The following is a 24,874-nucleotide window of genomic DNA, read 5'->3' as shown; positions in this document are numbered from 1 at the left end:
CCCGGGGAGCGCCGCCGGTCACAGCTCGCCGGCCAGGATCCGGGCGAGCGAGGTGCCGGGGCGTTCCTCGCTCGCCCGGTCGAAGAGCTCCGTATACGCCGCGTCGCCGATCGCCGCGCGGGCCCGCCGCTCGCACTCCTCACGGACGGCGCGCAACTCCGGGGTGCCGCGCTGCGGATGCCCGACGGTGCGCCAGATGGCCTGGCCGCTTCCGTAGACGCGGGCGGCGGCGGCCCCGTCACCCTGGGCGGCGACCGCGGCCGCGAGCAGATCCAGACCGAGCGCGATGCCGAATTTGTCGCCGATGCCCTGCTTGGCCGCGAGCATCGCGCGGGCGTGGTCCGCCGACTCCTCGGGACAGCCCTGGAGCAGCGAGATCAGCGAGAGCTGGTAGTCGGTGTAGGAGCGGGTCCAGTATTCGCCGCGCTCCACACAGCCGCGGCGCAGTGCGGTCGCCGCGGCACGGGCCCGTGCCAGCTCCCCCAGGCCGGTGAGCGCGAAGACCTGGACGAGCCGGCAGCGCAGCCGCCCGGGAGAGTCGAACGGGTCGTGCGGCGGCGGGCCCAGCACCTGTTCCGAGACGGTGTGCGCGGACATCGGGCGGCCGGCGATCAGATGGGTGAGGCCGAGGAGGTAGCCGGCCTCCGGCACCGCGTCCGCGTCGTCGGACATCCGCGCCGTGCGGGCGCACTCCAGGCCCAGGGTGTCGGCCAGCGCCAGATCGCCCTGGAGCAGTACGGCGACGCCGAGCGCCCACAGTGCCCGGGTGCGGGCCGGGCTCGGGCCGGGGTGCGCGGCGAGGGCGCGGGCGCCGTAGTCGCGGGCCTCGTGCAGATGGCCGCAGCAGGTCCAGAAGAGGCCGATGGAGGCGGTGAGTTCCTGGGCGCGTTCCGGGTCGGTGACCAGCAGATGATCCAGCGCGGTGCACAGGTCGACATGGGCGTCGGCGACCCGGCGGTACCAGCTGACCTGTTCGGGGCCCAGCCAGCCCAGCTCGGCGCGGCGGCCGAAGTCGGCGAAGTGCGCGGCGTGCCGGTCGGCGAGGGCCGTCACCTCGTCGAGTTCGGCCAGCCACATCCGGCCGTACTCGCGCAGGGTGTCGAGCATGCGGTAGCGGGTGCCCTCGCGGGTGAGCACCGACTTGGCGGCCAGGGCGGCCAGCGTGCTGCGCACACCCGGCCCGGTGAGCGGCCCCCCGGCGCACACCGCACTCGCGGACTCCTCGTCGAAGGTGCCGCGGAAGACGGACAGCCGGGCCCACAGCAGCCGTTCCAGCGGTGCGCACAGTTCATGGCTCCAGCCGATGGCGCAGCGCAGCGTCCGGTGCCGGGGCAGCCGTCCGGGTTCGTCGGCGGGGTCAAGGGTGTCGAAACGGGAGGTGAGGCGGTCGGCGATGCGCTCGACGGTGCTGTGCGCCAGTTGGGCACCGGCCAGTTCCAGGGCCAGCGGGATGCCTTCGAGGCGGCGGCAGATGACGGCGGCGGCCTGGGCGTGCGGCGGGGTGCCGAGCCGCAGTCCGGGGGCGGCGGCTCCGGCCCGTTGGGTGAACAGGGTCAGGGCGTCGTTGTCGCCGGTGTACGGCAGCGGGCCGATCTCGGTGGTCCACTCGCCGACGATGTCCAGCGGCTGTCTGCTGGTGACCAGCACGGTCACGGCGGGGGCGGCGGTCAGCAGATCGCCGAGGAGGTCCCGGCAGGCGTCGACAAGGTGTTCGCAGGAGTCCAGCACCAGCAACAGCCGCTTGTCGGCGAGCCATTCACACAGCGCGGCCACCGGCGTCCGCGCCGTGTGGTCGGCCAGGCCGACGGCATCGCAGACGCTGGCCACCAGCAGTCCGTCCCCCTGCAAGGGCCACAGGCCGGCCCAGCAGACCCCGTCGGGAAACCGGTCCGCGGCCGCCCGCGCGGCCCGCATCGCGATCCGGGTCTTGCCCACCCCACCGGGGCCGGTGAGCGTGATCAGCCGGTGTTCCGTCAACTCCTCGTCGATCCGCCGCAGTTCGGCCTGCCGGCCGACGAAGCTGGTCGACTCCTCGGGAATGTTGCTCGCCACCGGGCCAGTTTGCCCCAGTCGCGGCGTCCGGCGGACCGGTGGTGGCAGCGGGCCGCGGCGCGAGGTTGACGGCAGCCGGGCGGGCGGCGTCCGCTCCGTCAGGGCGTGACGACGGGGAAGGTGGGACGCGGTGTGCTGAGCAGGCCCAGGAACTCGTGCAGGGCGCCCGGTTCGCCGTGCTGGGCGGCGTCTCCCGGTCCGCTGCCGGTGAGCAGGCCGAGCAGTTGGGGCTTGGTGAGGGTGAGGGTGAGATCCGGGGTGCGTTCGCCGGACGGGGTGGGGGCACCGGGCGCACTGACGTAGGTGAGGGCCCCGTGGGAGAGCGTCAGCTGCCAGGTGCGGTCCTCGTCGGGGAGGTAGAGGTCCAGGGCGAGCGCGGTGGACCAGGCCCGGGGGCCGTCGATCCGGATGGCGAGCGAGTCGATGAGCAGGTCCACGGGCAAGGCCATCGCGAGGTCGGGGTGGACGGTGTCCGGTGCCTCGGCGAGGCTGCCGCGCAGTTCCATGGCGCCGGTGAGGTAGAAGTTGCGCCAGGTGCCGTTCTCGCAGCCGTAGCCCAGCCGTTCGTAGACGAGGGCCAGTTCGCGGCGGGCGCGGAGGTTCTGCGGGGCGGCGAAGACGGCGTGGTTGAGGAGGGTGGCGGCGAACCGCAGATCGCCGTCGGCGGCGTAGCGCTTGCCCGCGTCCACCGTCGCCTCGATGCCGCCCATGGTGTCCACATAGCGCCGGGCCTGTTCGGCCGGCGGATGCTCCCACAGATGGGCCGGGTTGCCGTCGAACCATCCCAGGTAACGCTGGTAGACCGCCTTGACGTTGTCGCTGAGCGAGCCGTAGTAGCCGTGCTGCGCCCAGCTCCGCTCCAGGCCGGGCGGCAGCCGCAGCTCCTCGGCGATCTCGGCGCCGGAGAGCCCCTCGTTGAGCAGCCGGAGCGTCTGGTCGTGCAGGTAGGCGTAGAGATCACGCTGGTCGGCCAGCAGGCTCTTGACGCGGTCCTTGCCCCAGGTCGGCCAGTGGTGGGAGGCGAAGGCGACCTCGGCCTCGTCGCCGAAGAGGACGAGCGCCTCGCCCAGGTAGTGGGACCAGGCGCGGGCGTCGCGGACGGCACCGCCGCGCAGGGGCAGGACACTGTGCATGGTGTGGGTGGCGTTCTCGGCCAGGCAGAGGGCCTGGTGCGCCGGGAAGCAGAAGTTCATCTCCGCGGGTGCCTCGGTGCCCGGGGTGAGCTGGAAGACGAGGCGTATGCCGTCGACGATCTCCTCCTGGCCGGTGCGGGTGATGTCGACGGTCGGCGGGATGAGGGTCATGGTGCCGGTGGAGCGGGCGGCGCCCAGGCCGCAGCCGATCTGGCCGTCCGGCCCCTTGGGGATCTCCGCCCCGTACATGTAGACGGCACGGCGGGCCATCGCCGTACGGGCGTAGACGCCCTCACTGACCGCATGCTCCAGGAAACCGGCCGGTGCGAGCACCGGCACGGGGTGGTGGCCGGGCGGCAGTACGCCGTATCCGCCGCCGAAGTGCGCACCGTGCGAGTGGGTGTAGATCAGGCCGGTGACGGGCCGGTCGCCGCGGTACTTGCGGTAGAGCTCCAGGGCCGCGGCGGCGGTCTCGGCGGAGAGCAGCGGGTCGATCACGATGACGCCGTGGTCGCCTTCGACCAGCGTCATATGGGAGAGGTCCAGACCACGCGCCTGGTAGATACCGTCGGTGACCTCGTACAGGCCCTGCCGGCTCACCAGCCGGCCCTGCCGCCACAGACCCTCGTGCGCGGTGTCGGGGCAGTTTCCGGCCAGGAAGGCATAGCCCTCGGCGTCCCAGATGACCCGGCCGTCGTCCGCTGTGACCTGCGGCGGATCGAGCGCGGCGATGAAGCCACGGTCGGCATCGGCGAAGTCTTCGTGGTCATCCACGGGTACAGCGGTCACGGGGCGCTCCCTCTCCGGGGCGGCGGGCCACACTGCGAAGACCCATGTCACCGATTATCCCAATGTGCCGGGTTGCCGCATGCGTGCGGGGAGCCGCCGAGGCAGGGCGCGGGCAGCCGCCGAGCGGGCCGCGGCCGTCCGGCGGGGCCTCCGCGCCGCCGGGAGGCCGTGGCCGAAGACCCCGCCGAAGCGGCACCGCTCCGCTCCATGGCGTTACGGGCAGGGCACGGCAGGGCACAACAACGCAGGTGGCACTGCACCGTTGACGCTTTCGTCAGACAGCTGACGTCGCGCGACCGGGAGAGGAGGGACGCCCCTGTCCCCGCATGACGACCGCGCCTTCGGCGAGCTCACCGAGCTGTTCCGGCACGGTGCCGCCTGCCGCTACCGCCCCCGTCCGCCCTTACGCCGGCCGTCCCGGCCGCGTCCGTATCACCGCTTCGCCTGGCTGGCGCCGGTCGCCGCGGCGGGAACCCTGGCCGCCGGTATCGCGCTGGCCCACGGTCTGCTGCTGGCGAGCGGACTGGTGCTGGCCGGGCTGCTGGGGCAGTTCTCGGCGAGGGAGCGCGACCGGCGGCGTTAGGGAGGCCGGCCCTGCCTGGCCGGACCTGGCCCCGCACCGTAAGCCGGACCGGGCCCGGCACCGTAAGCCGCACCGCCCCGCCCCGCCACACACACCCAGCCGCCGGTCACCTGCCCCCATGAGAGGCAAGCGCCGGCGGCTTTTCACGCCCCCATAGGGAGCGCGGTCAAGTGGCGCGGCGGCTCTTCGACGCCGCGGCGACACACATGGCACCGAGCAGGAAGGTCAGGACGCCGATGACGACGTTGTTCCAGATCACGCCGGCATCGGGAGAGCTGCCCACGATCCACGGCGAGATGATCAGCCACACACCGATCGCACACATCGCACCGCTCAGGCCGTACATCCGGTCCGGCGCCACGGTGAATCCGACCGCCATCAGGGCGATCGCGATACCTAGAATGAGGTTGTGCGCCACCAGCGACGGCTGTGCGCCGGAGAAGTGGAGAATCCACGGTGAGACGGCGCAATACAGGCCGACCAGGAGCACCGGCCCGTCGACGAGTACGACATCCCGCCCGCCGAGCACCCGCTCATACCGTGCCTGCATCTCAGAAGCATCGGGGTGACCTGCGAGATCTCCCCTGTGGTGTGAGACGTCGGCCATGCGACTCGCCTCCTTCGTTCGCAAGCCTGGCCGTTCCACGTGACATCGAGCCACGCATCTTTATTCTGCGCTTATGTCGCCTTTATGTGTAGATGAGGGAGCAGGTGAATCGTAAAGTTTTCCCGCCGCACGGCCGTCGCACGGTCGCCGCGCCACCGCGCGCACCGCCGTCACCCGCGCCCCAGCTCCCGCCCCAGCCCCAGGTTCCAGCGCCCGCCGCGGCCGCTCAGCTCGGTCACGGTCAGCGGCGGCACATCCAGCCGCCAGAACGCCTCCGGAGAGACCCCCAGGGCGCACACCGCCGCGGCGCGTACGACATCCGGCTCGACGACGGCCAGCACCCGGCCCGCGTCCACGGCCGTCCGCGTCAGCCAGCCCGCGATCCGGTCGCACAGCTGCCGCAGCGACTCCCCGCCGTGCCCGCTGAAGTCCGGGTCCGAGAGCCAGGCCGAGACCGCGACCGGCTCGGCGTCGGCCACCTCGGCCAGGGTCCGGCCACGCCAGCCGCCCATCGCGCAGCCCGCCAGCTCCCCCGCGGGCAGCACCGACAGTCCGAGTTCCTCGGCCGTGCGGCGGCACCGGACGGAGGGTGAGGCGAAGGCGCGGTCGGCGGGCGGCAGCGCTCCGGCGGCGACCCGGACGCGGCGCAGCCCGGCCTCGCTGAGCGGCCCGTCGTCATCGAAGCGCACCTCGCGCTGAGCCTCGCCCGCGGCCGGTGAGACCAACATCACCCGCGTTGTCATGTCCTCTTCTTTCGCTCTATACCACGGCAACCCCGCGCCCGTACACGGGAGTTGTCCGGAAGACGCGCCTCATCCTGCGCCTCTCCGCCCCCACGGTGCCCTTGGCCGGGGGGTCGGTTCGCGGTACCTTCCCGATGATATTGACGACGACATGACGGAAGCCGGTGGGATCCCGGCGCGGTCGCGCCACTGTATGTCCGGTTATTGACCAGCCTCCCAGGGCCGGGACCGGGCGAGCCAGACCCGGCATGTCGTTACGCACTCCAACGAACAGGGACGCGAGTTCCCCCGCACAGGAGGTCCTGCCATGGCTCAGACCATCGCACCCCCGGCCGCCGGCGCCGTCACCCCGGCCCCGATCCCCCTCAAGGCCATCGCACCGTGGGCGCTGTTCGTCGGCGTCCTGATGCTGGTTCTGCTCTACTTCATCGGCGCCGAGCAGGGTGCCACCTCGCTGCTCTCGGGCACGGAGGTCCATGAGTGGGTCCACGACGGGCGCCACCTTCTCGGCTTCCCCTGCCACTGATCGGACCCCGCACCCATGAACTCCGTCACCATCAGAACCCTTCTGGTGCGCGGGATGCTCGCCGGTCTCGCCTCCGGTGTCCTGGCCCTCGTCGTCGCCTATCTGCTGGGCGAACCGAAGGTGGATGCCGCCATCGCGTTCGAGGACGCACACAGCCACGAACACGGGATGGAGGTCGTCAGCCGCGGCGTGCAGTCCACGGCGGGGCTGGCGACCGGCGTACTGGTCTACGGCGTGGCACTCGGCGGGATCGCCGCACTGGTCTTCTGCTTCGCCCTGGGGCGGATCGGCCGGTTCGGTGCCCGCACCACGGCAGTGCTGCTCTCCGGCGCGGCGCTGGTGGCCGTCTACCTCGTACCGTTCCTCAAGTACCCGGCCAATCCGCCCGCCGTCGGTGACCCCGACACGATCGGCACCCGTACCGCCCTGTTCTTCCTGATGATGCTGCTCGGCATCCTGCTGGCCGTCGCCGCCACGATCCTCGGCCGGCGGCTGGCTCCGAAGCTGGGCAACTGGTACGCCACGGTGGCGGCCGGCGGCGCGTTCGTGGTCGCCATCGGCCTCGCCTATGCGTTCCTGCCGGCCTACGACAATGTGCCCGAGGGCTTCCCCGGCACGCTGCTCTGGCAGTTCCGGATGTCGGCGCTCGCCATCCAACTGGTGCTGTGGACCGCCTTCGGGCTGCTCTTCGGCCACCTCGCGGAGCGCGTCGTACCGGCGCGGCAGGAGGCCCCCGCGGCCGAGGCGGCACCCGCCGTCTCCTGATCCGCCGACTGCCCGCACCTCCGAGGGAAGGTCCGCGACTCCGCGTCGCGTGCCCTCCCTCACGGCGTGCGGGAAGCGCGTGGGCGCCGTCCGGCCGGGTGCGGCCGTCAGGACAGGCCGGGGATGCTGTCCAAGTGCGGCAGATCGTGGTCGAGTCGCTCCCGTTTGGCGCGCAGGTAGCGGATGTTCTCCACACCGGGCGGCATCAGCAGCGGGACCTGTTCGGCGACGGCGATCCCGTGCCGCAGCAGGGCCTCGCGCTTACGCGGATTGTTCGACATCAGCCGCACGGACCGGACGCCGAGATCCTGCAGAATCTCCGCGGCGACGCCGTACTCCCGGGCATCGACCGGCAGCCCGAGCGCGATATTCGCCTCGACCGTGTCCAGCCCCTCCTCCTGCAGCTTCATCGCGCGGAGCTTGGCCAGCAGCCCGATACCGCGGCCCTCATGGCCCTGGAGATAGACGAGAATGCCGCGCCCGGCCGCCACGATCGCATGCAGCGCCGCGGACAATTGGTCACCGCATTCACAGTGGGTGGACGCGAAGGCATCCCCGGTCAGGCATTCCGAATGCACCCGGGTCAGCACCGGCTCCCCCACGACATCGCCGTGCACCAGGGCCACTTGCTCGATTCCGCTACGGCGGTCCAGATAGCCTACGGCGAGAAATTCACCATAGGTCGTGGGCAGCCTGACCGTCACCACCTGTTCCACGCCCGGCTTTTGGCCGAAGGCATCATCGATTGCGACACGGAGGTCGGGGCCGGCAGATTCCTCGGGGTCCATCATGGCGCGATCGTACCCGCGCGGGTAAAAGATCGGCAGAACTCACTCACCATGACAACAAGTATGCTGCGACGCCGTGACAACCACGACTCCGCGAGTCGGCGACGAAAGGCCGCAGCATCCCATGACCGCTTCGGGACATCCGACTTCGGCCCCCGGCCCGCTGCCGGCGGACACCACGGAGGACGTACGGGCACGGCGGCCGGTGATGGCCGTGCTGCCCATCGGCAGCTTCGAACAGCACGGTGCCTTCCTGCCGTTGACCACCGATACCGTGATCGCCTGCACCATCGCCCGGGAAGTGGCCGAAGGCCGTCCGGTCCAGGTGCTGCCGCCGCTGACGGTGTCCTGTTCGCAGGAGCACGCCGCCTGGCCGGGGACCGTCAGCATTTCCGCCCGCACCCTGCACGCGGTCGTCACGGACATCGCCGACTCGCTCCATCGGTCCGGTATCGACACCCTGATTCTTGTCAACGGACACGGCGGAAATTACGTCCTGCGCAATGTCGTTCAGGAATCCGCGGGGCGTGGTGTGCGGATGGCACTGTTCCCCGGTTCGGCCGACTGGGACGCGGCGCGCACCCGGGCCGGGGTGGAGACACCCTCGCACACCGATATGCACGCAGGAGAGGTCGAGACGTCCATTCTGCTGCATTCCCATCCCGAATTGGTCAAGGAAGGCTATGAATCAGCTGATTGCGTCGCCGATGGCCGAAAGCACCTGCTGACGCTCGGCATGTCGGCCTATACCGAATCCGGCGTTATCGGGCGGCCCTCGCTGGCGTCCGCGCGGAAGGGACAGGAATTGCTGGCCGGACTGGCCGAGGCATTCGGTGAATATCTGGCGCTGTTCGGTGACCAGGGCCAGGACCAGGACGCGGCCGATGACTGAGCTGCTCGACGCGGCGGCCGCCTGGGACCGGCTGCGGCGTATCCGTACGGCGGACGACGCGCTCGCCGCCGGGCTGGTGACGGACGGGGACGGCGCACTGCGCTGGGGACGGCCCGCCACCCCCGAGGCGGCGGAGCTCGCCGACCGCTATCTGCCGCTCTGCCTGGCCGGTCCACGGATCGCGTTCGCCCAGCTAGGGCAGAGCCTGGACGGCTTCATCGCGACCCGTACCGGCGATGCCGACTATGTCACCGGCGCGGAGGACCGCTGCCATCTGCACCGGCTGCGCGCCCTGTCCGATGCGGTGCTCGTCGGGGCCGGAACCGCCGTGGCGGACGATCCGCGGCTGACCGTACGCGCCTGTGCGGGCGACAACCCGGTGCGGGTGGTGCTCGATCCACGGGGCCGGGTGCCGCGCGGCAGCGGGGTGTTCACGGACGGTGCGGCGCCGACGCTGTGGGTGGTGGGGCCGGATGCCGCCCCGATGGCCCGGGACACCGGGGCCGAGGTTCTGATACTGCCGGACGCGGCCGCGTTCGCCCCGGAGCGGCTGCTGACGGCGCTGGCGCGGCGCGGGCTGGGCCGGGTGCTGATCGAGGGCGGCGGGGTCACCGTCTCGCGGTTTCTGCGGGAGCGGGCGCTGCACCGGCTGTATGTCACCGTCGCCCCGGTTCTGCTCGGCGACGGCATCCCCGGCCTTCGTTTTCCCGGCACACCGGTGATGCGGGAAGCGCTCCGGCCGCCGCTGCGCCGCGCTCTGCTCGGCCAGGACACGCTCTTCGAGTTCACGCTGGAGCCGGATGCTGAGCCTTCCGGCGGGCAAGCGGACGGGACCTGAGGATCAGTGCGGGCCTGCGGACCAGGGCGGATCGCTCCGCTCCCGGTGGGCCCGCGCCGTCCGGTACCGCGCTCCCCCGGCCATCGCCGACGGGACCTCCGCACCGCGTTGCCGGGGCATCCCCGTAGTGCCGGTGCGGGGAAGCTCCTCCACCGGGCGAGCTACGGCACCGGACGCCTCCGGCTGGGCGGCGGGGAGCGGAGCGGCCCGCCGTAGTGCAGGCCCCAGCAGCACCGCGGCCCCCGGGAGACTGGCGGCGAAGGCGAGCACGCCGTAGATCACCGCGGTGGTGAGTCCCTGTGCCGCGCCCAGTCCGGCGGCCCCGAAGGCCCAGGCGGCGACGCCTTCCCGGGGACCCCAGCCGCCCACGTTCAGCGGCAGCGCCATCGCGAGCAGCGCCAGCACCACCAGCGGCACGAGTTCGGCGGTCGGTGCGGTGACGCCCGCGACCCGGGCGGCCAGGACGAACATCCCGAGGTAGCCCGCCAGGACCGCCACCGACGAGAGCGCGACGCCGGGCCAGACGCCGCGGGCCAGCAGGCCCTGGCGTGCCTCGGCCAGTACGGTGCGCAGGGCCCGTTCACCGCGGGAGGCACCCCGGCGACGGCGCAGCCGGACGGCGGCGCCGCACACCAGCAGGCCCGCCGCGGCCACGGTCAGCGCCACGGCGGGCGAGGCCACGAAGCGGGCGACCGGCGCCAGGACCGGCGACGGCCGGACGAGCAGCACCACCGCGCCGGTGACGAGCAGCACGACCTGGCCGGCGGTCCGTTCCAGGGCCACCGCGCGCACGCCCCGGCCGAGGTTGCCGGAGGTGCGGCCGTGGTCCACGGCGCGGTGCACATCGCCCAGCACCCCACCGGGCAGCGCCGCGTTGAGGAACAGCGCCCGGTAGTAGTCGGCGACGGCACGGCCGAGTGGCAGCCGCAGACCGAGGCCGCGGGCCACCAGAGACCACCGCCAGGCGCTGAACACCGTGGTCAGCACGCCGATAGCGAGCGCGGCCAGCAGGGTGACGGCGTCGATCCGGCGCAGCCCGTCCAGGAACGCCTGCGAGCCCAGATGCCACACCAGCGCCACCAGGATCGCCAGCCCCGCGAGCATCCTCAGCCATGCGGCCCAGCGGGACTTCATCACTCGCTCCCGGACGGCTGCGGGGGCAGCGCCAGCAGATCGGTGTGGTACACCGCGACGGTCAGGTCCCCCGCCGCGCACTCCTCCAGCCTCCGGCGGAGATAGGCGACGGCCTCGGGCGCCAGCTCCGGCCGCTGGGCGTGCGCGGCACCGACCCAGCCGCGAAGCCATTCGGCGATCAGCGCGGATTCGGCGCAGCCGAGCCGCCAGGGGCTGGACTGCACCTGCACCGTCGCCCCTCGCCGTTCGAAGGCCGCGACCGCCGCCGCGATCGCGTCCGGACCGAGCAGGGCGCGGCCCTGGTCCGTGCGGCGCTGATGGTCGTTGAAGGCATCGGCGATCTCGGCGTCGAACGGGTCAGCCGGGGTCAGCTCGACCCGTCCGGCGACGGAGAGGGCGAACAGCGCCGGGCTGCCCGCGCCCACACAGGCCGCGGCGAGGTCTTCCACCTCCTCGCGGGTGAGCAGATCCAGCAGCGCGGAGGCGGTGACCAGAGAGCTGCCCGCGAGGTCGTCGGCGGTGAGGTCGGCCAGATCGCCGCGTGCGGTCGTGGCGTCAACGGGCGTACCGTCGGCGGCCGTTACCGGCATCCGCGCACCGGCGAGGGCGAGCAGCGCGGGGTCCAGGTCGTGCAGGACCCACTGCTGCGGACCGGGCAGCCGGACGGCGAGCCAGCGTCCCATCGAGCCGATGCCACAGCCGAGATCGCGGATCACCAGGCTGCCGGGCGGGCCCTCCGGGGCGTGCCGCTTCGCCAGCCACGCCTGTAGCGGACGCAGCAGCTCAGGGGCGCGAGCAGCGGCATCGGCGCGCTCCCGCAACTCCAGCCACCGCGGGGCGAATCGGGGCCTCTCGGGCGCGCTCATGGCGCGCTCCGGGGCTGGTGCCGAACCCGTTCCAGCACTCCGGCCAGACTGTGCGACGTCATCTCCCACCCCTCCAGCATGGCACGCCGTCCGCGCGCCGAACTTCTGACCCGGTCCCGCAGTTGTGGATCGCCGAGCCAGCCGCGCAGCGCGTCGGCGAGCGCCGCGGACCGGCCGGACGGTACGAGCAGGCCGGGCACACTGCCGTCGGGGGCCTGCCCGACGGCTTCCGGTACACCGTCCACCGCCGTCGCCAGCACGGGAATCCCGCGCGCCAGCGCCTCGGTGACGACCATGCCGTACGTCTCGGCGTACGAGGTGAGCAGCAGCAGGTCGGCGGCGGCATAGCAAGCCTCCAGGTCGGCGCCCGCCCGTGGCCCGGTGAAGGTGATCCGGTCATCGAGGCCGAACGTGGCCACCGTACTGCGGAGTTGGGCGACGTACCCGGGGTCGCGGCCGAGCGCGCCGACGCAGGCGCAGCGCCACGGCAGATCGGTGACGGTCGCCAGCGCCTCGATCAGGCGGTGCTGTCCCTTGCGCGGGGTGACCGCGGCGACGCACAGCAGTCCGGTGGCGCCGTCGGTGCCGGGCGCGAGGGGCGCCGGGTCGGCGCCGGGCCGGACGGCGTGGACTCGTGCGGCCGGCAGTCCGTGGTGTGTGATGAGCCGGCCGGCGGCCCAGTCACTGGTGGCCACGACGGCCGCCGCCGTGTGCAGCGTGCGGTGTTCGCGGGCGTCCAGCTCCGCGGCCGGCGCGGGGTCGAGGCCGGTTTCGTCGCCGAGCGGGAGATGGACCAGGACGACGATCCGCAGCCGTGCCGCCTCGGGGGCGAGGAGCTCGGGGACGCCGCAGGCCACCAGGCCGTCGAGGAGGACCACCGCGCCGTCCGGCAGCGCCGCCAGCCGCCGCGCCAGCTCCGTGCGGGCGGCGGCGTCCGGCCGCGGCCAGCTGCCGGGCAGCGGGTACGGGCGGACCTGCCAGCCCTCGGCAGGGAGATCGCGGCACACCCGGCGGTCGTAGGTGTTGCCGCCGCTGGGTGCCGCCGGGTCGTCCAGGTCGCCGGGCAGGATGAAGTGCACCACCCGCTCCGCCGCGGGGGCGCCGGTACGGGTCACAGAGTGCGCTCGTACGTCGCCCAGGCGATATGCGACTCATGCAGGGTGACCGATATCCCGGCCAGTTCGCGGGCGCCCTCGCCGAAGTTGCCCGCCTCGATGCGGTCGGCGAGGCGGTCGGCGATGACCTTGGCCAGGGCCTCCGTGGAGGTGTTGATACCAGCGAAGGCGGGCTCGTCATCGAGGTTGCGGTAGTTCAGCTCCCCGACCACGGCGCCGAGTTCCTGGGTGGCCAGGCCGATGTCGACGACGATGTTGTCGGCGTCGAGCTGCTCGCGGCGGAAGGTCGCGTCCACGATGAAGGTCGCGCCGTGCAGACGCTGCGCGGGGCCGAAGACCGCGCCACGGAAGCTGTGGGCGACCATCAGGTGATCGCGGACGGTGATGCTGAACAAGGCCGTTCCTCCGGTGTGATGTCGGTCTCAGTGGCGGTGTCGCCGGGGCGAATTCAGGGCGTTGTCGAAGGGGGTTTCAGCCCTCCGCCGGCCCGTAACGGATGCGGTGGCACAGCGCCGGGAGATCGCCGGAGACGAGCCGGGGCAGTACCTCCGGCAGCTCCTCGAAGGCGGACTCGCCGGTGATCAGCGCGTCGAAGGCGGGGTCGGCGAGCAGGTCCAGGGCGAGGGCGAGCCGGTCGGCGAAGGTGCGGCGGGCGCGGCGGGCCGGGGAGACCGCGCCCACCTGACTGCTGCGGACGACCAGCCGGCGGGAGTGGAAGGCCTCCCCCAGCGGCAGGCTGACCTGCCGGTCTCCGTACCAGCTCAGCTCGATCACGGTGCCTTCCGGAGCGAGCAGTTCGAGCGCGCGCGTCAGCCCCTGCTCGGTGGCGCTGGCGTGCACGACGAGGTCGCAGTCGCCCAGGGCGTCCTGCGGCAGCGCGAAGTCCACGCCCAGTGCCCTGGCGGTCGCCTCCCGCGCGGGGTCGGCGTCCACCAGCTGCACCCGGACCGCCGGGTAGCGGGCGAGGATCGCGGCGACGCCGCAGCCCACCATGCCCGCGCCGATCACCGCGATCCGGTCGCCGACCAGCGGCGCGGCGTCCCACAGGGCGTTCACCGCGGTCTCCACCGTGCCCGCCAGTACGGCCCGCGAGGCGGGGACGGAGTCGGGTACCGGAGTGACCGCGCTCGCCGGGACGACATAGTGCGTCTGGTGCGGGTAGAGGCAGAAGACGGTGCGGCCCAGCAGGGCGGACGGCCCTTCCTCGACGACACCGACATTGAGGTAGCCGTATTTGAGGGGTGCGGGGAAATCGCCTTCCTGGAAGGGTGCTCGCATCAGGGAGTGCTGGCTCGTGGGGACGCCGCCGCGGAAGACCAGGGTCTCCGTTCCGCGGCTCACTCCGGAACAGAGCGTGCGCACCAGCACCTCATCGGCACCGGGGTCCGGCAGCGGTACCGTCCGGATTTCACCCTGACCTGGAGCGTTTAGCCAAAACGCACAAGCGACGCGCGGCATCGCAATCCTCCTGGACGCTCCGGCGATGATTCGTCGATGCTGGGGATCATGAGAACGCCGTCACCATACGCGGCACCTCTTCAGTCCGCCACACATCCCGGGAGGCATGGTGGCCGTACAAGAACGTGACGACACAAGGCCGTTCGGACCGGACATTACGGCCGGCATGGGAGTGCAGCTGCTCCTGCTCGAAGCGCTCTGCCGGATGGCCGGTCTGAGCCCCGTGGGGTGGCTCACGGGCACCGTGTTCGCCGTGGCCACCTGGGTCGTGCTCACCGTCGCGCTGCGCCGCTCGTGGACCCCGTCGTTCGGCATGGCCAACCGCGTCACCCTGGCCCGCACGATCCTCGTCGGCGGGGTGACGGCGCTGGTCGCCGACTCCTTCGAGCGGCGGGCGCCGGTCGCGGTGCTGGTCGCCCTCGCCGCCGTGGCACTGGTCCTGGACGCGGTGGACGGTCAGGTGGCCCGGCGCACCGGCACCGCGACGCCGCTGGGGGCGCGCTTCGACATGGAGGTCGACGCCTTCCTCATCCTGGTGCTCTGTGTCTATCTCGTGGTCCCGCTGGGCGCGTGGGTGCTGTGCATCGGGCTCATGCGGTACCTCTTCGTCGCGGCGTCCTGGGGGTGGCCGTGGCTGCGCGGTGCGCTGCCGCACAGCATGGCCCGCAAGACCGTGGCGGCGCTGCAGGGCGTCGTCCTGGTCGTGGCCGGTGCCGGGATTCTGCCGCGGACGGCGGCGGCGATCGCGGTGAGCGCGGCGCTGGCGCTGCTCGTCTGGTCCTTCGGGCGTGATGTCGGCTGGCTGTGGCGGGTCAGGGGGCTCACGGTCGGCACCGCCGCGGCACCTGGCGGGGTCCGGGCCGGGGCCGGTCGGGGCGCTATGTCCCGGCGTGCCGGCCCAGATAGATGACGAGCGCCAGGAAAACCAGCAGCAGATGGCTGACGACGAAGTAAAGGAGCACCCGTCGCCACAGGCTGCGCCGTGGGGCGCGGTGCGGGAACAGCACCGCGCCGGGCAGCCGCGCCAGTTGGGTGCCGGGGCGGATCGCGGTCACCCGGGGCCGCAGGACACCGCAGCGCGCCGAGGTGTGCGGGCGGGCGGCGCTCTCCGGGCAGGCCCGGCCGTGTCCCCGTGCCATACGGATCGTCCCGCCGCCGGGCGGGCGCCCCCGGCAGGGCCGTACGGTGCCCGGACCGGAGGGGGTGGGTATACAGGTGCGGGAGCGGACCGCCCGCCAGGGCGGCGGCCCCTTACGCCGTGGTGCGCCGGACATCCTCGATCACCCGGTCCCGGTGGGGCGTATACGGAGCGTTCCCGTCCGGCCGGTGTCCGTGGCGCGCAGCGTGCGGATCACGAGACCGCCGCCACTCCGCCGGTTGCCGGCACCCCGTCGGCCGCCGGGCGTGCGCCGGCCTCGGCCTGCCGGAGTTCGGTGAGCAGGGCGTGCTGTCCGCTGAGCACCTCGGTGAGGGCCCGGCGGGCGGACCGCAGCAGCTCGGTGACCTCGCCGCCGGCCAGCTCGTAGACGACGGTGGAACCGCTGCGGGTGGCCGTCACCATGCCCGAGCGACGCAGCACCGCCAGCTGCTGGGAGAGCGCGGAAGGCTCCACCCCGATCGCGGAGAGCAGACCGCTCACCGGCATCGGCCCGCTCTGGAGCAGTTCCAGCACCCGGATACGGACCGGATGGCCCAGCATCCGGAAGAAATCGGCCTTGGCCTGACAGACCGGAAGCCACGCACCGTTCATATCCGCGCCCCGCTCCCGGGACCGGCCGCGGACCACACCGCACACACCCGTTCCCCTGCCGATTCGGCGAAACCGCCCACGCATGTCCTCCGCGTTCAGGCCGCACGGCCGTCGCGTCATCTGTTGAATTGCGGAATTCTGCAACTGTAGACGACGGGGGCGGGCGACTTGAATGGGCGTGGTCGACAAACCGCCTACGGATACGGCCCGGAGCGCCGCCGTCCGCCCGCGCACCACCCGGAACGCCCCTCCCGGACGAACTTCCTCGCATTCGCGCCCAGTTGCCGCACGGCTGCACCGGGCCGTCGAAGACGGAGCGTCCGGGGCCGGGCCCGCACCGCTCCCCGGAACCGGAGCGTCCGGTACCCACCCGCAGCAATTCCGGTGGACAGCCCGACCCGACAACCACAGAGTGACGCCCATGACTTCACTGGTACGTCACCTCACCATCGACTGCACCGACGCCTATCGTCTGGCGAGCTTCTGGGCCGAGGTACTGGACGGCAAGCTGGCCGAGGACGATCTGCCGGGCGATCCCGAGGCCACGGTCACCGCCGCGGGCGGTGCGCTGCTGTTCATCGCGGTGCCCGAGGCCAAGACCGGGAAGAACCGGGTGCATCTGGATCTCCAGCCGACGGACCGCGGCCGGGAAGCGGAGGTCGAACGGCTGCTGGCGCTCGGCGCGACCCTGGTGGCCGACCACCGGAGGGCGGATGGGACCGGGTGGGCGACGCTGGCCGATATCGAGGGCAATGAGTTCTGCGTGGAACGCAGCGCGGCGGAGCGCAGTGCGACGGAAGGGGCGGGCTGAGCGGGCGCGGGCTGAGCCCGCCTCAGCCCTGCGGGGGCCGGGCGGCCGCCAGGCGTTCCTGTGCCTCGGCCAGACCCTCCTCCGTCGGGGCGTCGTCCTGGGTGAGCGTACGGCGCCAGTACCCGCTGAAGTCGATCTGCCGTTTGTCGATACCGCGCTCCTCGATCAGATGGCGCCGCAGCGCACGGACCGCGCCCGCCTCACCGGCCAGCCAGGCGGAGACCGACCCGGGCGGGAAGGTGAGGGCCCGTACGGCCGCCGGGAGGGCGTCATGGCGTCCGTCCGCGTGCACCCACCGCACGGTGAGGTCAGCGCGGGTCGTGAAGTGCTGCTCGTCGGCCGCGTCGGCGACCTCGATGCAGGCCAGTGCGCGGGCGCCGGGCGGCAGCGCCTCGACGAGGGAGCCGATGGCCGGCAGGGCGGTCGCATCGCCGGCCAGCAGCAGCCAGTCGGCCCGGTCGAGCGGCAGCGGCTTGGCGTACACCGCCGACGGTCCGTACCGGGCGAGGAGGTCGCCCACCGCGGCCGAGGCCGCCCACCGGGTCGCCGGACCGGCCGTCGCCGTCGTGCCGTGCAGCACGAAGTCCACGGTGATCCGGTGCCGGACGGGGTCGTAGGCGCGCACCGTATAGCTGCGCATCCACGGCCTTTCGTCCTCGGGGAGAGCGAGAAACGCCTGGTACCAGCGCATCGCATCGCCGTCGGCCGCTTCCCCGGGCAGCCGGGGAGCCCGTTGGCCCGCCCTGGGGAAGAGCAGCTTGAGCTGCTGGTCGGGCCAGGTCGGGAAGTCGTCGAGGCCGTCTCCGGCGAAGGTGACGCGGACCATGTGCGGGGTGATCCGGCGGACGTCGGTGACCTGGATGAGCGCGACGGGCACGGCCGTCATCGGGTCCTCCATGGGGGCGGCGGGGCTGAGGTTACGCGGTGGGTGTCGTGAGGTAGCTGCGCAGATGGCGTGCCGTCAGCGAGTCCCCGGTGGCGACGAGATCGGCGGGGGTGCCGGTGAAGACGATCTGCCCGCCGTCCTGGCCGGCGCCGGGTCCGAGGTCGACGATCCAGTCGGCGTGGGCCATCACGGCTTGGTGGTGCTCGATGACGATGACGGTGTTGCCGTCGTCGACCAGCCGGTCGAGCAGGCCCAGCAGCTGGTCCACATCGGCGAGATGGAGTCCGGTGGTCGGCTCGTCGAGGACGTAGACGGCACCGCGCTCCGCCATGTGGAGGGCGAGTTTGAGACGCTGGCGTTCGCCGCCGGAGAGGGTGGTGAGCGGCTGGCCCAGGCCGAGATAGCCCAGGCCCACCTCCGCGAGGCGGTCGAGGATGGTGCGGGCTTGTCCGGTGGGGAAGAACTCCCGGGCCTCGGCGACCGGCATGGCGAGGACCTCGCTGATGTTCTTGCCGCGCAGGGTGTAGGTGAGGACCTTGGGGGTGAACCGCTTTCCCTCGCACTCCTCGCACACCGAGGCCACCCCCGCCATCATCGCGAGGTCGGTGTAGACCAGGCCGATGCCCTTGCAGGCGGGACAGGCCCCTTCGGAGTTCGCGCTGAACAGGGCGGCCTTGACCCCGTTGGCCTTGGCGAAGGCCGTACGGACCGGGCCGAGCAGCCCGGTGTAGGTGGCCGGGTTGGACCGCCGGGAGCCCCGGATCGGGGACTGGTCGGCGACGATCACGCCGTCCCGTCCGGGCAGTGCGCCATGGATCAGGGAACTCTTGCCGGACCCCGCGACGCCGGTGACGACGGTGAGCACCCCGCGCGGGATGCCGACGCTGACGTCCTTGAGGTTATGGGTGTTCGCGCCGCTGATCGACAGCTCGCCGGTGGGCCGCCGGACCGGATCGCGCAGCGTGACGCGGTGGTCGAGATGACGCCCGGTCAGGGTGTCGGAGGCACGGAGCCCGGCGACATCGCCGGTGAAGCAGACCTCTCCCCCGGCGGATCCGGCTCCCGGACCGAGGTCGACGACATGGTCGGCGATCGCGATCGTCTCGGGTTTGTGCTCGACGACCAGGACCGTGTTGCCCTTGTCGCGCAGCCGCAGCAGCAGGTCGTTCATCCGCTGGATGTCATGCGGGTGCAGTCCGGTGGTCGGCTCGTCGAAGACATAGGTGACATCGGTCAGGCTGGAGCCGAGGTGACGGACCATCTTCACCCGCTGGGCCTCACCGCCGGACAGCGTGCCGGACTCCCGGTCCAGGCTCAGATAGCCCAGGCCGATCTCGACGAGCGAGTCGAGGGTGTGGCAGAGGGTGGCGACCAGCGGGGCGACCGCGGGGTCGTTGAAGCTCCGGACGAAGGTGACCAGGTCGCTGATCTGCAGGGCGGCGCATTCGGCGATATTGCGGCCGGCGATCCGGGAGCCGAGCGCGGCGGGGTTGAGGCGGGCGCCGCCGCAGGCACCGCAGGCGGTGAAGGTCACCGCCCGGTCGACGAAGGCCCGGATGTGCGGCTGCATCGCGGCGCGGTCCTTGGCGAGGTAGGTGCGCTGCACCCGCACCAGAAGGCCCTCGCAGGTGAGGGTGGCGGTGCCCACCTTGATCTTGGTCGGGGGCTTGTGCAGGAAGTCGTCCCACTGGGCCGGGGTGTAGTCCTTGAGCTTGACGTCCGGGTCGAAGAATCCGGAGTGGGCGAGGGTCTGCCAGTACCACGAGCCGACGGTGAAGCCGGGAGCGGTGATCGCGCCCTCGTTGAGGGAGAGTTCGGTGTCCACCAGTTCGTCGGTATCGATCGCCGAGACCCGGCCGAGCCCCTCGCACTCCGGGCACATGCCCTCGGCGCTGTTGAAGCTGAAGGCGGTGGAGGTACCGACGTGCGGGGTGCCGAGGCGGCTGAAGATGATCCGCAGCATGGTGTGCGCATCGGTCGCGGTGCCGACCGTGGAGCGGGAGTTGGCGCCCATCCGCTCCTGGTCCACGATGATCGCCGCGCTGAGATTGCGCAGCGCGTCGACGTCGGGACGGCCCTGGCTCGGCATGAAGGACTGGATGAAGGCCGTATAGGTCTCATTGATGAGCCGCTGCGATTCGGCGGCGATGGTGCCGAACACCAGCGAGGACTTCCCCGAGCCGGAGACACCGGTGAAGACCGTGAGCCGGCGCTTGGGTATGTCGAGCGAGATATCGGCGAGATTGTTCTCCCGGGCGCCACGGACCTGGATCACGTCATGGCTGTCCGCGGCGGCTGTCTCCCCGTCGCCCGGCGCCCGGTTGGTCTGCTGGTCCCCCATGCGTGCTGCCACCCCTCTGATATCTTTACGTCGTAAAGAGTTCGCTCGGGGACGTTACTTTACGCCGTAAGGAGTAGCAAGTGGTGGTTTTCGCGGGCCAGGGCGACGCCCGTCGTTCGATGGCGCTGTTGTGGCGTGCGGAAGGCCCCGCCGGGGCGCGGACACGAAAGTGGCCGGGCCCCAAGCCGGCGCTGAGCGTCGCCGCGATCGTGGACGCCGGGGTGGCGGTTGCCGACGCCGACGGTATGGCGGCGCTGTCCATGCGCGCCGTCGGCGAGCGGCTGGGGCGTACCGCGATGGCCCTCTACACCTACGTCCCCGGCAAGAGCGAGCTGGTGGACCTGATGTATGACCAGGTGCTGGCCGAGCTGCCCACCGACTACGACCTGACCCCGGGCTGGCGCGCCGCGGTGACCTCCTGGGCCGAGGACACCTGGGAGTTCTACCTCCGCCACCCCTGGGTGCTCCAGGTCTCCCAGGCCCGTCCGGTGCTCGGCCCCAACGAATACCGCGCCCTGGAGACCCTGCTCCGCCTGCTGTACGCGACGGAGCTGAGCTCGGCGGTGCTGCGGCGGATCGTCGGGGCGCTGTTCCACTTCATCCGCGGTGCCGCGCAGACCGTGACGGAATCGCGGCTGGCCGCGGCCTCGACGGGGGTGTCCGACGAGGAGTGGTGGCAGGCCCGTTCCGGCATGCTGACCGAGATGGTCCCCGACTTCGCGGAGCGCTTTCCGCTGCTGGTCCGCCTCGAAACCGAGGGCGCCGCTCCGGACCCGGGCGACTCGGTGCCCTATATGGAGCGCGAGGCGAGGAGCACGTTCGACATCGGACTCACCGTCATCCTGGACGGCATCGAGGCGGCGATCCGGCGGGACGACTGAGCGGCCCCCGCAGGGGGGACCCGCCCTTTCCGCGGCCGTTGGGGTGATCAAGCGGGCTCACTGCCCCCGGGCCGGTGTCGTCGGCCGGGCTTGGCGCGTTGGTCTTCCGTGACCGTTTTCCGCGCCCGACCGTGGTTTCTGCCGACCAGCCTCGCGGCCTTCCTGACCGAGGCGTGGCCGGACGGGCCGGCTGACGACCCGTCGGATTCCCGGCCAGACACCCGGCCCGACACCGCGCCCGACGCCCCGTCGGATGCGCCGTCCGACGGGCCGTCCGACACCCCGCCCGATACCCGGTCAGCTGATTCCGGGGCGACCGATCGCCGATCGCACCCGGACCCGTCCGGCACCCTCGGCAAGGCCCCGGACAAGCCCGCTGACCGGCCCTGATGGCGGGTCCGGCGGCAGGCCGGGCAGTGGAGCTGACGGCGTGTCGAAAGCTGGCGTCTGCACACACCGTGATGATCGGGTCACCACATGTGGCGAGCCGGAGTGATCGCCCATAGCTTCGCCTCATGGTGCTACGACAGATGAAATACATGGGCTGCGTCGCGGCGATGATGATCGGCGGCCTGGGTGCCGCCTCGCCGTGCGACGCGCCGGGACGCCATGTCGTCCACGCAGGCGAGTCGATCCAACGCGCGGTAAACAGGGCGAGACCGGGTGACACCATCGTCGTCCGGCCCGGCGTCTACCGGGAGAGCGTGCAGATCAACAAGTCGCGGCTGCGCCTGATCGGCGCCGGCCACAAGACCGTGATCACCCCGTCGGGCAGGCGGTCCCAGAACGCCTGCGGAAAGAGCGGCAACGGCATCTGCGTCGTCGGGAAGCACCGGCTGCGTGATGTCACCATCCGCTCGCTGACCGTCCGAGGCTTCAAGAAGACCGGGATCTGGGCCTCCCGGACCGACCGGCTGGTGGTACACCACGTGACCGTGCGGAAGAACGGCGTGTGGGGTATCGCTCAGGAGAAGTCCATCCGGGGTGTGTTCCGGGACAACTCCGCCATCGACAACGGCGACGCGGGCATCTTCCTCGCGAACAAGACCAGGGAAGAGGGCGGCGGCAGCGACACCCGGGGCGCCGTGATCAGCGACAACTACCTCGCGGGGAACCGGATCGGGGTCACGATCCGGCGGGTCAGAAACCTGACGGTCAGCTACAACACCATGACCAGGAACTGCGGTGGGGTGTTCGTCGTCGGCGATGAGTCCCGTCCGCAGGCCGGCGCGCTGACGGTCCGGAACAACTCCATCTACAAGAACAACAAGTACTGCGCCGGCAACAGCCGGCTGCCGCACATCCAGGGCTCCGGCATCGTCCTCACCGGCGCCGAGCACGTACTGGTCCGGCGCAACGTGGTCCGGGACAACCACGGCAAGTCCCCGCTCTCCGGCGGTGTGGTGCTCTTCCACAGCTTCGTCAAGGTGCTCAACCACCACAACGTCATCAGCGACAACATCGTGCTGCACAACAGGCCGGTGGACCTGGCCAACCGGGACCTCCCCGGCAAGGGGAACCGGTTCATCCACAACGTCTGCCGGACCTCGGAGCCGGCCGGGCTGTGCCGACGGCTGCACCGGGACGGGCTGAACCCGTCCGCAACGGGAGAATAGAGGCGCCATGACCACCGTAAGTTCCACTCCCCCACCCGCCATGCGGCTCCGGGAGCTGATCTTCGGAGCCGCGTGTGCGGCGGCCGTACGGGCGGCGGCACGCCTCGGCGTCGCCGACGCGCTCGGCGACCGGCCCACCACGGCGGAGGAGCTGGCCGCCACGGTGAAGACCGAGCCGCGGCCGCTGGACCGGCTGCTGCGCACGCTGTCCTGCTACGGGATCTTCGCCGAGACCGACGACGGCAAGTACGTCCACACGGAGATGTCCCGGCTGCTGCGGGAGGACACCCCGAACAGCCTGCGCTACATCTCCCTGTGGTGCACGGAGCCGTGGACCTGGGAGGCCTGGCCGCGGCTGGACGACGCGGTGCGTTCCGGCCGCAGCGTCTTCGGCGACCTGTACGGCAAGGGCTTCTTCGACTACCTGCACGAGGACGCCCGGGATTCCGCCGAGGTCTTCAACCGGGCGATGACCACGTCCAGCAAGCAGTCGGCGCAGGACATCGCGGGGCTGCTCGATCTGACCGGGGCGTCCTCGGTGGCGGACATCGGCGGTGGTCAGGGTCATGTCCTCGCCAGCCTGCTGGAGAAGTACCCGTCGATGGAAGGCACTCTGCTCGATCTGCCCAAGGTCGTGGCGAACGCGGACCCGCGGCTGCGGGACGGCGGCGCGCTGGCTCCGCGGGTACGGATCGTGCCGGGCGACTGCCGCGATGACATCCCGGTCCAGGCCGATGTCTACATCATCAAGAACATCCTGGAGTGGGACGACGAGAGCACCCGCAGCACGCTGCGGAATGTCGTCCGGGCCGCCCGTCCCGGCGCCCGCGTCGTGATCATCGAGAATCTCGTCGATGACAGCCCCTCCATGAAGTTCACCACCGCCATGGATCTGCTGCTGCTGCTCAATGTCGGCGGCGCCAAGCACACCAAGGCGAGCCTGGTCAGCCGGATGGCCGAGGCCGGTCTGAAGGTCGGCGACATCCTGGTCGTCAACCCGTATCTGCACGCCTTCGAGTGCACCGTCCCGGAATGACACACTCCGGGCACGGCAGGTCGCCCGGTGAGGAGTCCGCTCCTCACCGGGCGGCCTTGCCTGTGCCCGGGGATGCGTGAGAGCCGGGGGATCGCCCCGGCTCCGCGGGCGCGTCAGCTGCTGCCGTCGCGCTGCCAGCTGTAGAACTGCTGGGCCATCGCGTCCTTGGGGCTTCGCCAGGTCTCCGGGTCGTAAGCGCTGACGAAGGCGGACAGCTTGTCGCTGACGGCGCGGAATTCGGGGTGTTCCGTCACCTTGGCGATCTCCGGGCCGGGCGGCCGGTCGGATTCGATGAGGTGCAGATACACATCACCGAACTGGAAGAGGGTCCGCCGCGAGACACCGACCAGGTGGGGCAGTTCCGTACGGTCCGAGGCCTGGAAGACCTCGGCGATGTCCGGAGCCGAACCGGGCTTCATGCGAGCGACGATCAGAGCGTGATGCATCAGGGGGGTCCCTTCGTTGCCGCCGGGAGGCGGTCCGAACACGGCCTGGTGGGCCGTCAGCTGACGGTGGCGGAGCGGAGCTCGCGGTCCCGCTGCTCGATCCGGTCCCGGATGAGCTCCATCTGGATCCGGGAGTTGCGGTTGATGAGCTCGGTCATGCCCTTGTCGTCCACCGGCGCGTCGGGCTTCATCGCGAAGTCCTGGGTCCAGTGCATCGAGGTGCCGCCCGGGATCTCGGCGTACTTCCAGTGGATGTCCATGTGCGCGAACGGGCCGGTCTCGACGCGGCGGGCGCGGACCGATCGGTTCTGGCGGTCGACGACCCGCTCGGAGACCCAGCTCCAGACCGTGCCGTTGTCGTCCGGGTGCATCGTCAGCCGGAAAGTGGTCTTGTCGCCCTCCCTGGACAGCACCTCGACCGAGGCGTACTCGCTGAACAGCTGCGGCCAGTTCTCGATGTCGTTGGTGATGTCCCAGACGAGGTCGAGGGGCGCCGCGATGGTGATGTCGTTCTCGGTGTGGCCGGACATGTCAGGCTCCTGTGGTAGGCACGGTGTCGTTGGCGGTGTTGCTGTTGGTGTTGACGAGGGCGAGGAAGTCGCGCGGGGTCTTGCAGCGCTCCGCGTCGGTCGGCATCGGCCGGCCCTGACGGTTCTCCAGCTCGCCCACGATGCCGAGGAGGCCGAGCGAGTCCAGGCCGAAGTCCGCGAAGGTCGCGTCCTGCCGGTTCGCCAGCTCCTTGGGGTCGACGGTGAGGCCGGCCGCGGACTTCATCAGCGCGGCCAGCTCATTGAGCGTCAGTTGAGCGGTCATCTGAG

26 protein-coding genes are annotated in these 24,874 nt (G+C 71.6%); 9 read left to right on the top strand and 17 right to left on the bottom strand.

Going from position 1 to position 24,874, the window contains the following annotated elements:
- Positions 1 to 18 precede the first annotated feature (18 nt).
- The 4 genes from STRTU_RS32525 to STRTU_RS32510 form a co-directional block, all read right to left on the bottom strand.
- Positions 19 to 2,052, bottom strand: a complete 2,034-nt coding sequence (locus STRTU_RS32525) for an ATP-binding protein (protein ID WP_159748667.1) — start codon at positions 2,050 to 2,052, stop codon at positions 19 to 21.
- Positions 2,053 to 2,150: 98 nt separating this feature from the next.
- On the bottom strand, positions 2,151 to 3,974 hold the full coding sequence (locus STRTU_RS32520; RefSeq protein WP_159748666.1) for an alkyl/aryl-sulfatase: 1,824 nt from the start codon (positions 3,972 to 3,974) through the stop codon (positions 2,151 to 2,153).
- Positions 3,975 to 4,723: 749 nt separating this feature from the next.
- Entirely contained in the window at positions 4,724 to 5,164 is a 441-nt protein-coding gene (locus STRTU_RS32515) for an SPW repeat protein (protein WP_159748665.1), read from the bottom strand.
- A 170-nt stretch (positions 5,165 to 5,334) separates the two neighbouring features.
- The gene (locus tag STRTU_RS32510) at positions 5,335 to 5,907 is read right to left on the bottom strand and encodes a histidine phosphatase family protein (protein WP_167539280.1); all 573 of its coding nucleotides are present in this window, start codon (positions 5,905 to 5,907) and stop codon (positions 5,335 to 5,337) included.
- A 307-nt stretch (positions 5,908 to 6,214) separates the two neighbouring features.
- On the opposite strand from STRTU_RS32510, the gene STRTU_RS32505 reads away from it, so the two are divergent.
- Positions 6,215 to 6,433, top strand: coding sequence for a CbtB domain-containing protein (locus STRTU_RS32505; protein WP_085923396.1), 219 nt, complete (start codon positions 6,215 to 6,217; stop codon positions 6,431 to 6,433).
- A gap of 15 nt (positions 6,434 to 6,448) precedes the next feature.
- Positions 6,449 to 7,198, top strand: coding sequence for a CbtA family protein (locus STRTU_RS32500; RefSeq protein ID WP_159748664.1), 750 nt, complete (start codon positions 6,449 to 6,451; stop codon positions 7,196 to 7,198).
- A 107-nt stretch (positions 7,199 to 7,305) separates the two neighbouring features.
- Here STRTU_RS32500 and ribA read toward each other — a convergent pair whose 3' ends face one another.
- Positions 7,306 to 7,986, bottom strand: a complete 681-nt coding sequence (gene ribA / locus STRTU_RS32495) for a GTP cyclohydrolase II (protein WP_159749823.1) — start codon at positions 7,984 to 7,986, stop codon at positions 7,306 to 7,308.
- A 124-nt stretch (positions 7,987 to 8,110) separates the two neighbouring features.
- Between ribA and STRTU_RS32490 the strand changes: the two genes are divergently transcribed.
- Both STRTU_RS32490 and STRTU_RS32485 read left to right on the top strand, forming a co-directional pair.
- Positions 8,111 to 8,878 carry a creatininase family protein gene (locus tag STRTU_RS32490; RefSeq protein ID WP_159748663.1) on the top strand — a complete coding sequence of 256 codons (768 nt, stop codon included), beginning with the start codon at positions 8,111 to 8,113 and terminating at the stop codon, positions 8,876 to 8,878.
- Positions 8,871 to 9,716: a RibD family protein gene (locus tag STRTU_RS32485; RefSeq protein ID WP_159748662.1), complete on the top strand. Its 846-nt coding sequence runs from the start codon at positions 8,871 to 8,873 to the stop codon at positions 9,714 to 9,716. The genes STRTU_RS32490 and STRTU_RS32485 overlap by 8 nt, the downstream gene beginning before the upstream one ends.
- 3 nt (positions 9,717 to 9,719) lie before the next feature.
- On the opposite strand, the gene STRTU_RS32480 is transcribed toward STRTU_RS32485, so the two are convergent.
- The 5 genes from STRTU_RS32480 to STRTU_RS32460 all read right to left on the bottom strand — a co-directional run bounded on the left by STRTU_RS32480 (position 9,720) and on the right by STRTU_RS32460 (position 14,289).
- Positions 9,720 to 10,850 carry a lysylphosphatidylglycerol synthase transmembrane domain-containing protein gene (locus STRTU_RS32480; protein WP_246241571.1) on the bottom strand — a complete coding sequence of 377 codons (1,131 nt, stop codon included), beginning with the start codon at positions 10,848 to 10,850 and terminating at the stop codon, positions 9,720 to 9,722.
- A complete protein-coding gene (locus STRTU_RS32475; protein ID WP_159748660.1) occupies positions 10,850 to 11,716 on the bottom strand; it encodes a class I SAM-dependent methyltransferase in 867 nt (288 codons plus the stop codon). The genes STRTU_RS32480 and STRTU_RS32475 overlap by 1 nt, the downstream gene beginning before the upstream one ends.
- Positions 11,713 to 12,831 carry a glycosyltransferase family 4 protein gene (locus STRTU_RS32470; RefSeq protein ID WP_159748659.1) on the bottom strand — a complete coding sequence of 373 codons (1,119 nt, stop codon included), beginning with the start codon at positions 12,829 to 12,831 and terminating at the stop codon, positions 11,713 to 11,715. The genes STRTU_RS32475 and STRTU_RS32470 overlap by 4 nt, the downstream gene beginning before the upstream one ends.
- A complete protein-coding gene (locus STRTU_RS32465) occupies positions 12,828 to 13,226 on the bottom strand; it encodes a 6-pyruvoyl trahydropterin synthase family protein (protein WP_159748658.1) in 399 nt (132 codons plus the stop codon). Before STRTU_RS32465 ends, STRTU_RS32470 begins: the two co-directional genes overlap by 4 nt.
- A gap of 76 nt (positions 13,227 to 13,302) precedes the next feature.
- Positions 13,303 to 14,289 carry a zinc-dependent alcohol dehydrogenase gene (locus STRTU_RS32460; RefSeq protein ID WP_159748657.1) on the bottom strand — a complete coding sequence of 329 codons (987 nt, stop codon included), beginning with the start codon at positions 14,287 to 14,289 and terminating at the stop codon, positions 13,303 to 13,305.
- A gap of 166 nt (positions 14,290 to 14,455) precedes the next feature.
- Here STRTU_RS32460 and STRTU_RS32455 point away from each other — a divergent pair, with 166 nt between their 5' ends.
- Positions 14,456 to 15,199 carry a CDP-alcohol phosphatidyltransferase family protein gene (locus STRTU_RS32455; protein ID WP_159748656.1) on the top strand — a complete coding sequence of 248 codons (744 nt, stop codon included), beginning with the start codon at positions 14,456 to 14,458 and terminating at the stop codon, positions 15,197 to 15,199.
- Here STRTU_RS32455 and STRTU_RS32450 read toward each other — a convergent pair.
- Positions 15,168 to 15,428 (bottom strand): DUF6126 family protein, encoded by a 261-nt coding sequence (locus STRTU_RS32450; RefSeq protein ID WP_246241570.1) that lies wholly within the window; start codon positions 15,426 to 15,428, stop codon positions 15,168 to 15,170. The two genes, STRTU_RS32455 and STRTU_RS32450, sit on opposite strands and share 32 nt — an antisense overlap.
- A 212-nt stretch (positions 15,429 to 15,640) precedes the next feature.
- Positions 15,641 to 16,039 carry an ArsR/SmtB family transcription factor gene (locus STRTU_RS32445; RefSeq protein WP_159748654.1) on the bottom strand — a complete coding sequence of 133 codons (399 nt, stop codon included), beginning with the start codon at positions 16,037 to 16,039 and terminating at the stop codon, positions 15,641 to 15,643.
- Between the two features lie 421 nt (positions 16,040 to 16,460).
- On the opposite strand from STRTU_RS32445, the gene STRTU_RS32440 reads away from it, so the two are divergent.
- Positions 16,461 to 16,850: a VOC family protein gene (locus tag STRTU_RS32440; protein ID WP_159748653.1), complete on the top strand. Its 390-nt coding sequence runs from the start codon at positions 16,461 to 16,463 to the stop codon at positions 16,848 to 16,850.
- A 22-nt stretch (positions 16,851 to 16,872) separates the two neighbouring features.
- Here the strand turns inward: STRTU_RS32440 and STRTU_RS32435 are convergent, their stop codons facing one another.
- Both STRTU_RS32435 and STRTU_RS32430 read right to left on the bottom strand, forming a co-directional pair.
- Positions 16,873 to 17,736 (bottom strand): siderophore-interacting protein, encoded by an 864-nt coding sequence (locus STRTU_RS32435; RefSeq protein WP_159748652.1) that lies wholly within the window; start codon positions 17,734 to 17,736, stop codon positions 16,873 to 16,875.
- A gap of 31 nt (positions 17,737 to 17,767) precedes the next feature.
- Positions 17,768 to 20,077 (bottom strand): ATP-binding cassette domain-containing protein, encoded by a 2,310-nt coding sequence (locus STRTU_RS32430; protein ID WP_159748651.1) that lies wholly within the window; start codon positions 20,075 to 20,077, stop codon positions 17,768 to 17,770.
- A gap of 80 nt (positions 20,078 to 20,157) precedes the next feature.
- On the opposite strand from STRTU_RS32430, the gene STRTU_RS32425 reads away from it, so the two are divergent.
- The 3 genes from STRTU_RS32425 (at position 20,158) to STRTU_RS32415 (ending at position 23,610) form a co-directional block, all read left to right on the top strand.
- Positions 20,158 to 20,958 carry a TetR/AcrR family transcriptional regulator gene (locus STRTU_RS32425; RefSeq protein WP_159748650.1) on the top strand — a complete coding sequence of 267 codons (801 nt, stop codon included), beginning with the start codon at positions 20,158 to 20,160 and terminating at the stop codon, positions 20,956 to 20,958.
- 515 nt (positions 20,959 to 21,473) lie between these two features.
- The gene (locus tag STRTU_RS32420) at positions 21,474 to 22,574 is read left to right on the top strand and encodes a right-handed parallel beta-helix repeat-containing protein (protein ID WP_167539278.1); all 1,101 of its coding nucleotides are present in this window, start codon (positions 21,474 to 21,476) and stop codon (positions 22,572 to 22,574) included.
- 7 nt (positions 22,575 to 22,581) lie between these two features.
- Positions 22,582 to 23,610 carry a methyltransferase gene (locus tag STRTU_RS32415; protein ID WP_159748649.1) on the top strand — a complete coding sequence of 343 codons (1,029 nt, stop codon included), beginning with the start codon at positions 22,582 to 22,584 and terminating at the stop codon, positions 23,608 to 23,610.
- Positions 23,611 to 23,723: 113 nt separating this feature from the next.
- On the opposite strand, the gene STRTU_RS32410 is transcribed toward STRTU_RS32415, so the two are convergent.
- From STRTU_RS32410 to STRTU_RS32400, 3 genes are read right to left on the bottom strand one after another with little or no spacing between them, the layout of a single operon-like run.
- Entirely contained in the window at positions 23,724 to 24,056 is a 333-nt protein-coding gene (locus STRTU_RS32410; protein ID WP_159748648.1) for a TcmI family type II polyketide cyclase, read from the bottom strand.
- Between the two features lie 56 nt (positions 24,057 to 24,112).
- Complete coding sequence (locus STRTU_RS32405; protein ID WP_159748647.1) at positions 24,113 to 24,586, bottom strand: SRPBCC family protein; 474 nt, start codon at positions 24,584 to 24,586, stop codon at positions 24,113 to 24,115.
- 1 nt (position 24,587) lies between these two features.
- A complete protein-coding gene (locus tag STRTU_RS32400) occupies positions 24,588 to 24,869 on the bottom strand; it encodes an acyl carrier protein (protein ID WP_159748646.1) in 282 nt (93 codons plus the stop codon).
- Between the last annotated feature and the right edge of the window lie 5 nt (positions 24,870 to 24,874).

Source organism: Streptomyces tubercidicus, assembly GCF_027497495.1.
GTDB classification, from domain to species: Bacteria; Actinomycetota; Actinomycetes; order Streptomycetales; family Streptomycetaceae; genus Streptomyces; species Streptomyces tubercidicus.
Note: the sequence above shows the minus strand (reverse complement) of the source record. Positions and strands in the feature narration are given on the sequence as shown.

What these genes read in the sequence shown, in the direction of transcription:
- STRTU_RS32415 (WP_159748649.1), top strand. Translation starts at nt 22,582, where the DNA reads ATGACCACCGTAAGTTCCACTCCCCCACCCGCCATGCGGCTCCGGGAG.
- STRTU_RS32435 (WP_159748652.1), bottom strand. Translation starts at nt 17,736, where the DNA reads ATGACGGCCGTGCCCGTCGCGCTCATCCAGGTCACCGACGTCCGCCGG.
- ribA (WP_159749823.1), bottom strand. Translation starts at nt 7,986, where the DNA reads ATGGACCCCGAGGAATCTGCCGGCCCCGACCTCCGTGTCGCAATCGAT.
- STRTU_RS32480 (WP_246241571.1), bottom strand. Translation starts at nt 10,850, where the DNA reads ATGAAGTCCCGCTGGGCCGCATGGCTGAGGATGCTCGCGGGGCTGGCG.
- STRTU_RS32475 (WP_159748660.1), bottom strand. Translation starts at nt 11,716, where the DNA reads ATGAGCGCGCCCGAGAGGCCCCGATTCGCCCCGCGGTGGCTGGAGTTG.
- STRTU_RS32450 (WP_246241570.1), bottom strand. Translation starts at nt 15,428, where the DNA reads ATGGCACGGGGACACGGCCGGGCCTGCCCGGAGAGCGCCGCCCGCCCG.
- STRTU_RS32430 (WP_159748651.1), bottom strand. Translation starts at nt 20,077, where the DNA reads ATGGGGGACCAGCAGACCAACCGGGCGCCGGGCGACGGGGAGACAGCC.
- STRTU_RS32485 (WP_159748662.1), top strand. Translation starts at nt 8,871, where the DNA reads ATGACTGAGCTGCTCGACGCGGCGGCCGCCTGGGACCGGCTGCGGCGT.
- STRTU_RS32420 (WP_167539278.1), top strand. Translation starts at nt 21,474, where the DNA reads ATGGTGCTACGACAGATGAAATACATGGGCTGCGTCGCGGCGATGATG.
- STRTU_RS32500 (WP_159748664.1), top strand. Translation starts at nt 6,449, where the DNA reads ATGAACTCCGTCACCATCAGAACCCTTCTGGTGCGCGGGATGCTCGCC.
- STRTU_RS32505 (WP_085923396.1), top strand. Translation starts at nt 6,215, where the DNA reads ATGGCTCAGACCATCGCACCCCCGGCCGCCGGCGCCGTCACCCCGGCC.
- STRTU_RS32455 (WP_159748656.1), top strand. Translation starts at nt 14,456, where the DNA reads ATGGGAGTGCAGCTGCTCCTGCTCGAAGCGCTCTGCCGGATGGCCGGT.
- STRTU_RS32510 (WP_167539280.1), bottom strand. Translation starts at nt 5,907, where the DNA reads ATGACAACGCGGGTGATGTTGGTCTCACCGGCCGCGGGCGAGGCTCAG.
- STRTU_RS32410 (WP_159748648.1), bottom strand. Translation starts at nt 24,056, where the DNA reads ATGCATCACGCTCTGATCGTCGCTCGCATGAAGCCCGGTTCGGCTCCG.
- STRTU_RS32440 (WP_159748653.1), top strand. Translation starts at nt 16,461, where the DNA reads ATGACTTCACTGGTACGTCACCTCACCATCGACTGCACCGACGCCTAT.
- STRTU_RS32405 (WP_159748647.1), bottom strand. Translation starts at nt 24,586, where the DNA reads ATGTCCGGCCACACCGAGAACGACATCACCATCGCGGCGCCCCTCGAC.
- STRTU_RS32445 (WP_159748654.1), bottom strand. Translation starts at nt 16,039, where the DNA reads ATGAACGGTGCGTGGCTTCCGGTCTGTCAGGCCAAGGCCGATTTCTTC.
- STRTU_RS32400 (WP_159748646.1), bottom strand. Translation starts at nt 24,869, where the DNA reads ATGACCGCTCAACTGACGCTCAATGAGCTGGCCGCGCTGATGAAGTCC.
- STRTU_RS32460 (WP_159748657.1), bottom strand. Translation starts at nt 14,289, where the DNA reads ATGCCGCGCGTCGCTTGTGCGTTTTGGCTAAACGCTCCAGGTCAGGGT.
- STRTU_RS32515 (WP_159748665.1), bottom strand. Translation starts at nt 5,164, where the DNA reads ATGGCCGACGTCTCACACCACAGGGGAGATCTCGCAGGTCACCCCGAT.
- STRTU_RS32490 (WP_159748663.1), top strand. Translation starts at nt 8,111, where the DNA reads ATGACCGCTTCGGGACATCCGACTTCGGCCCCCGGCCCGCTGCCGGCG.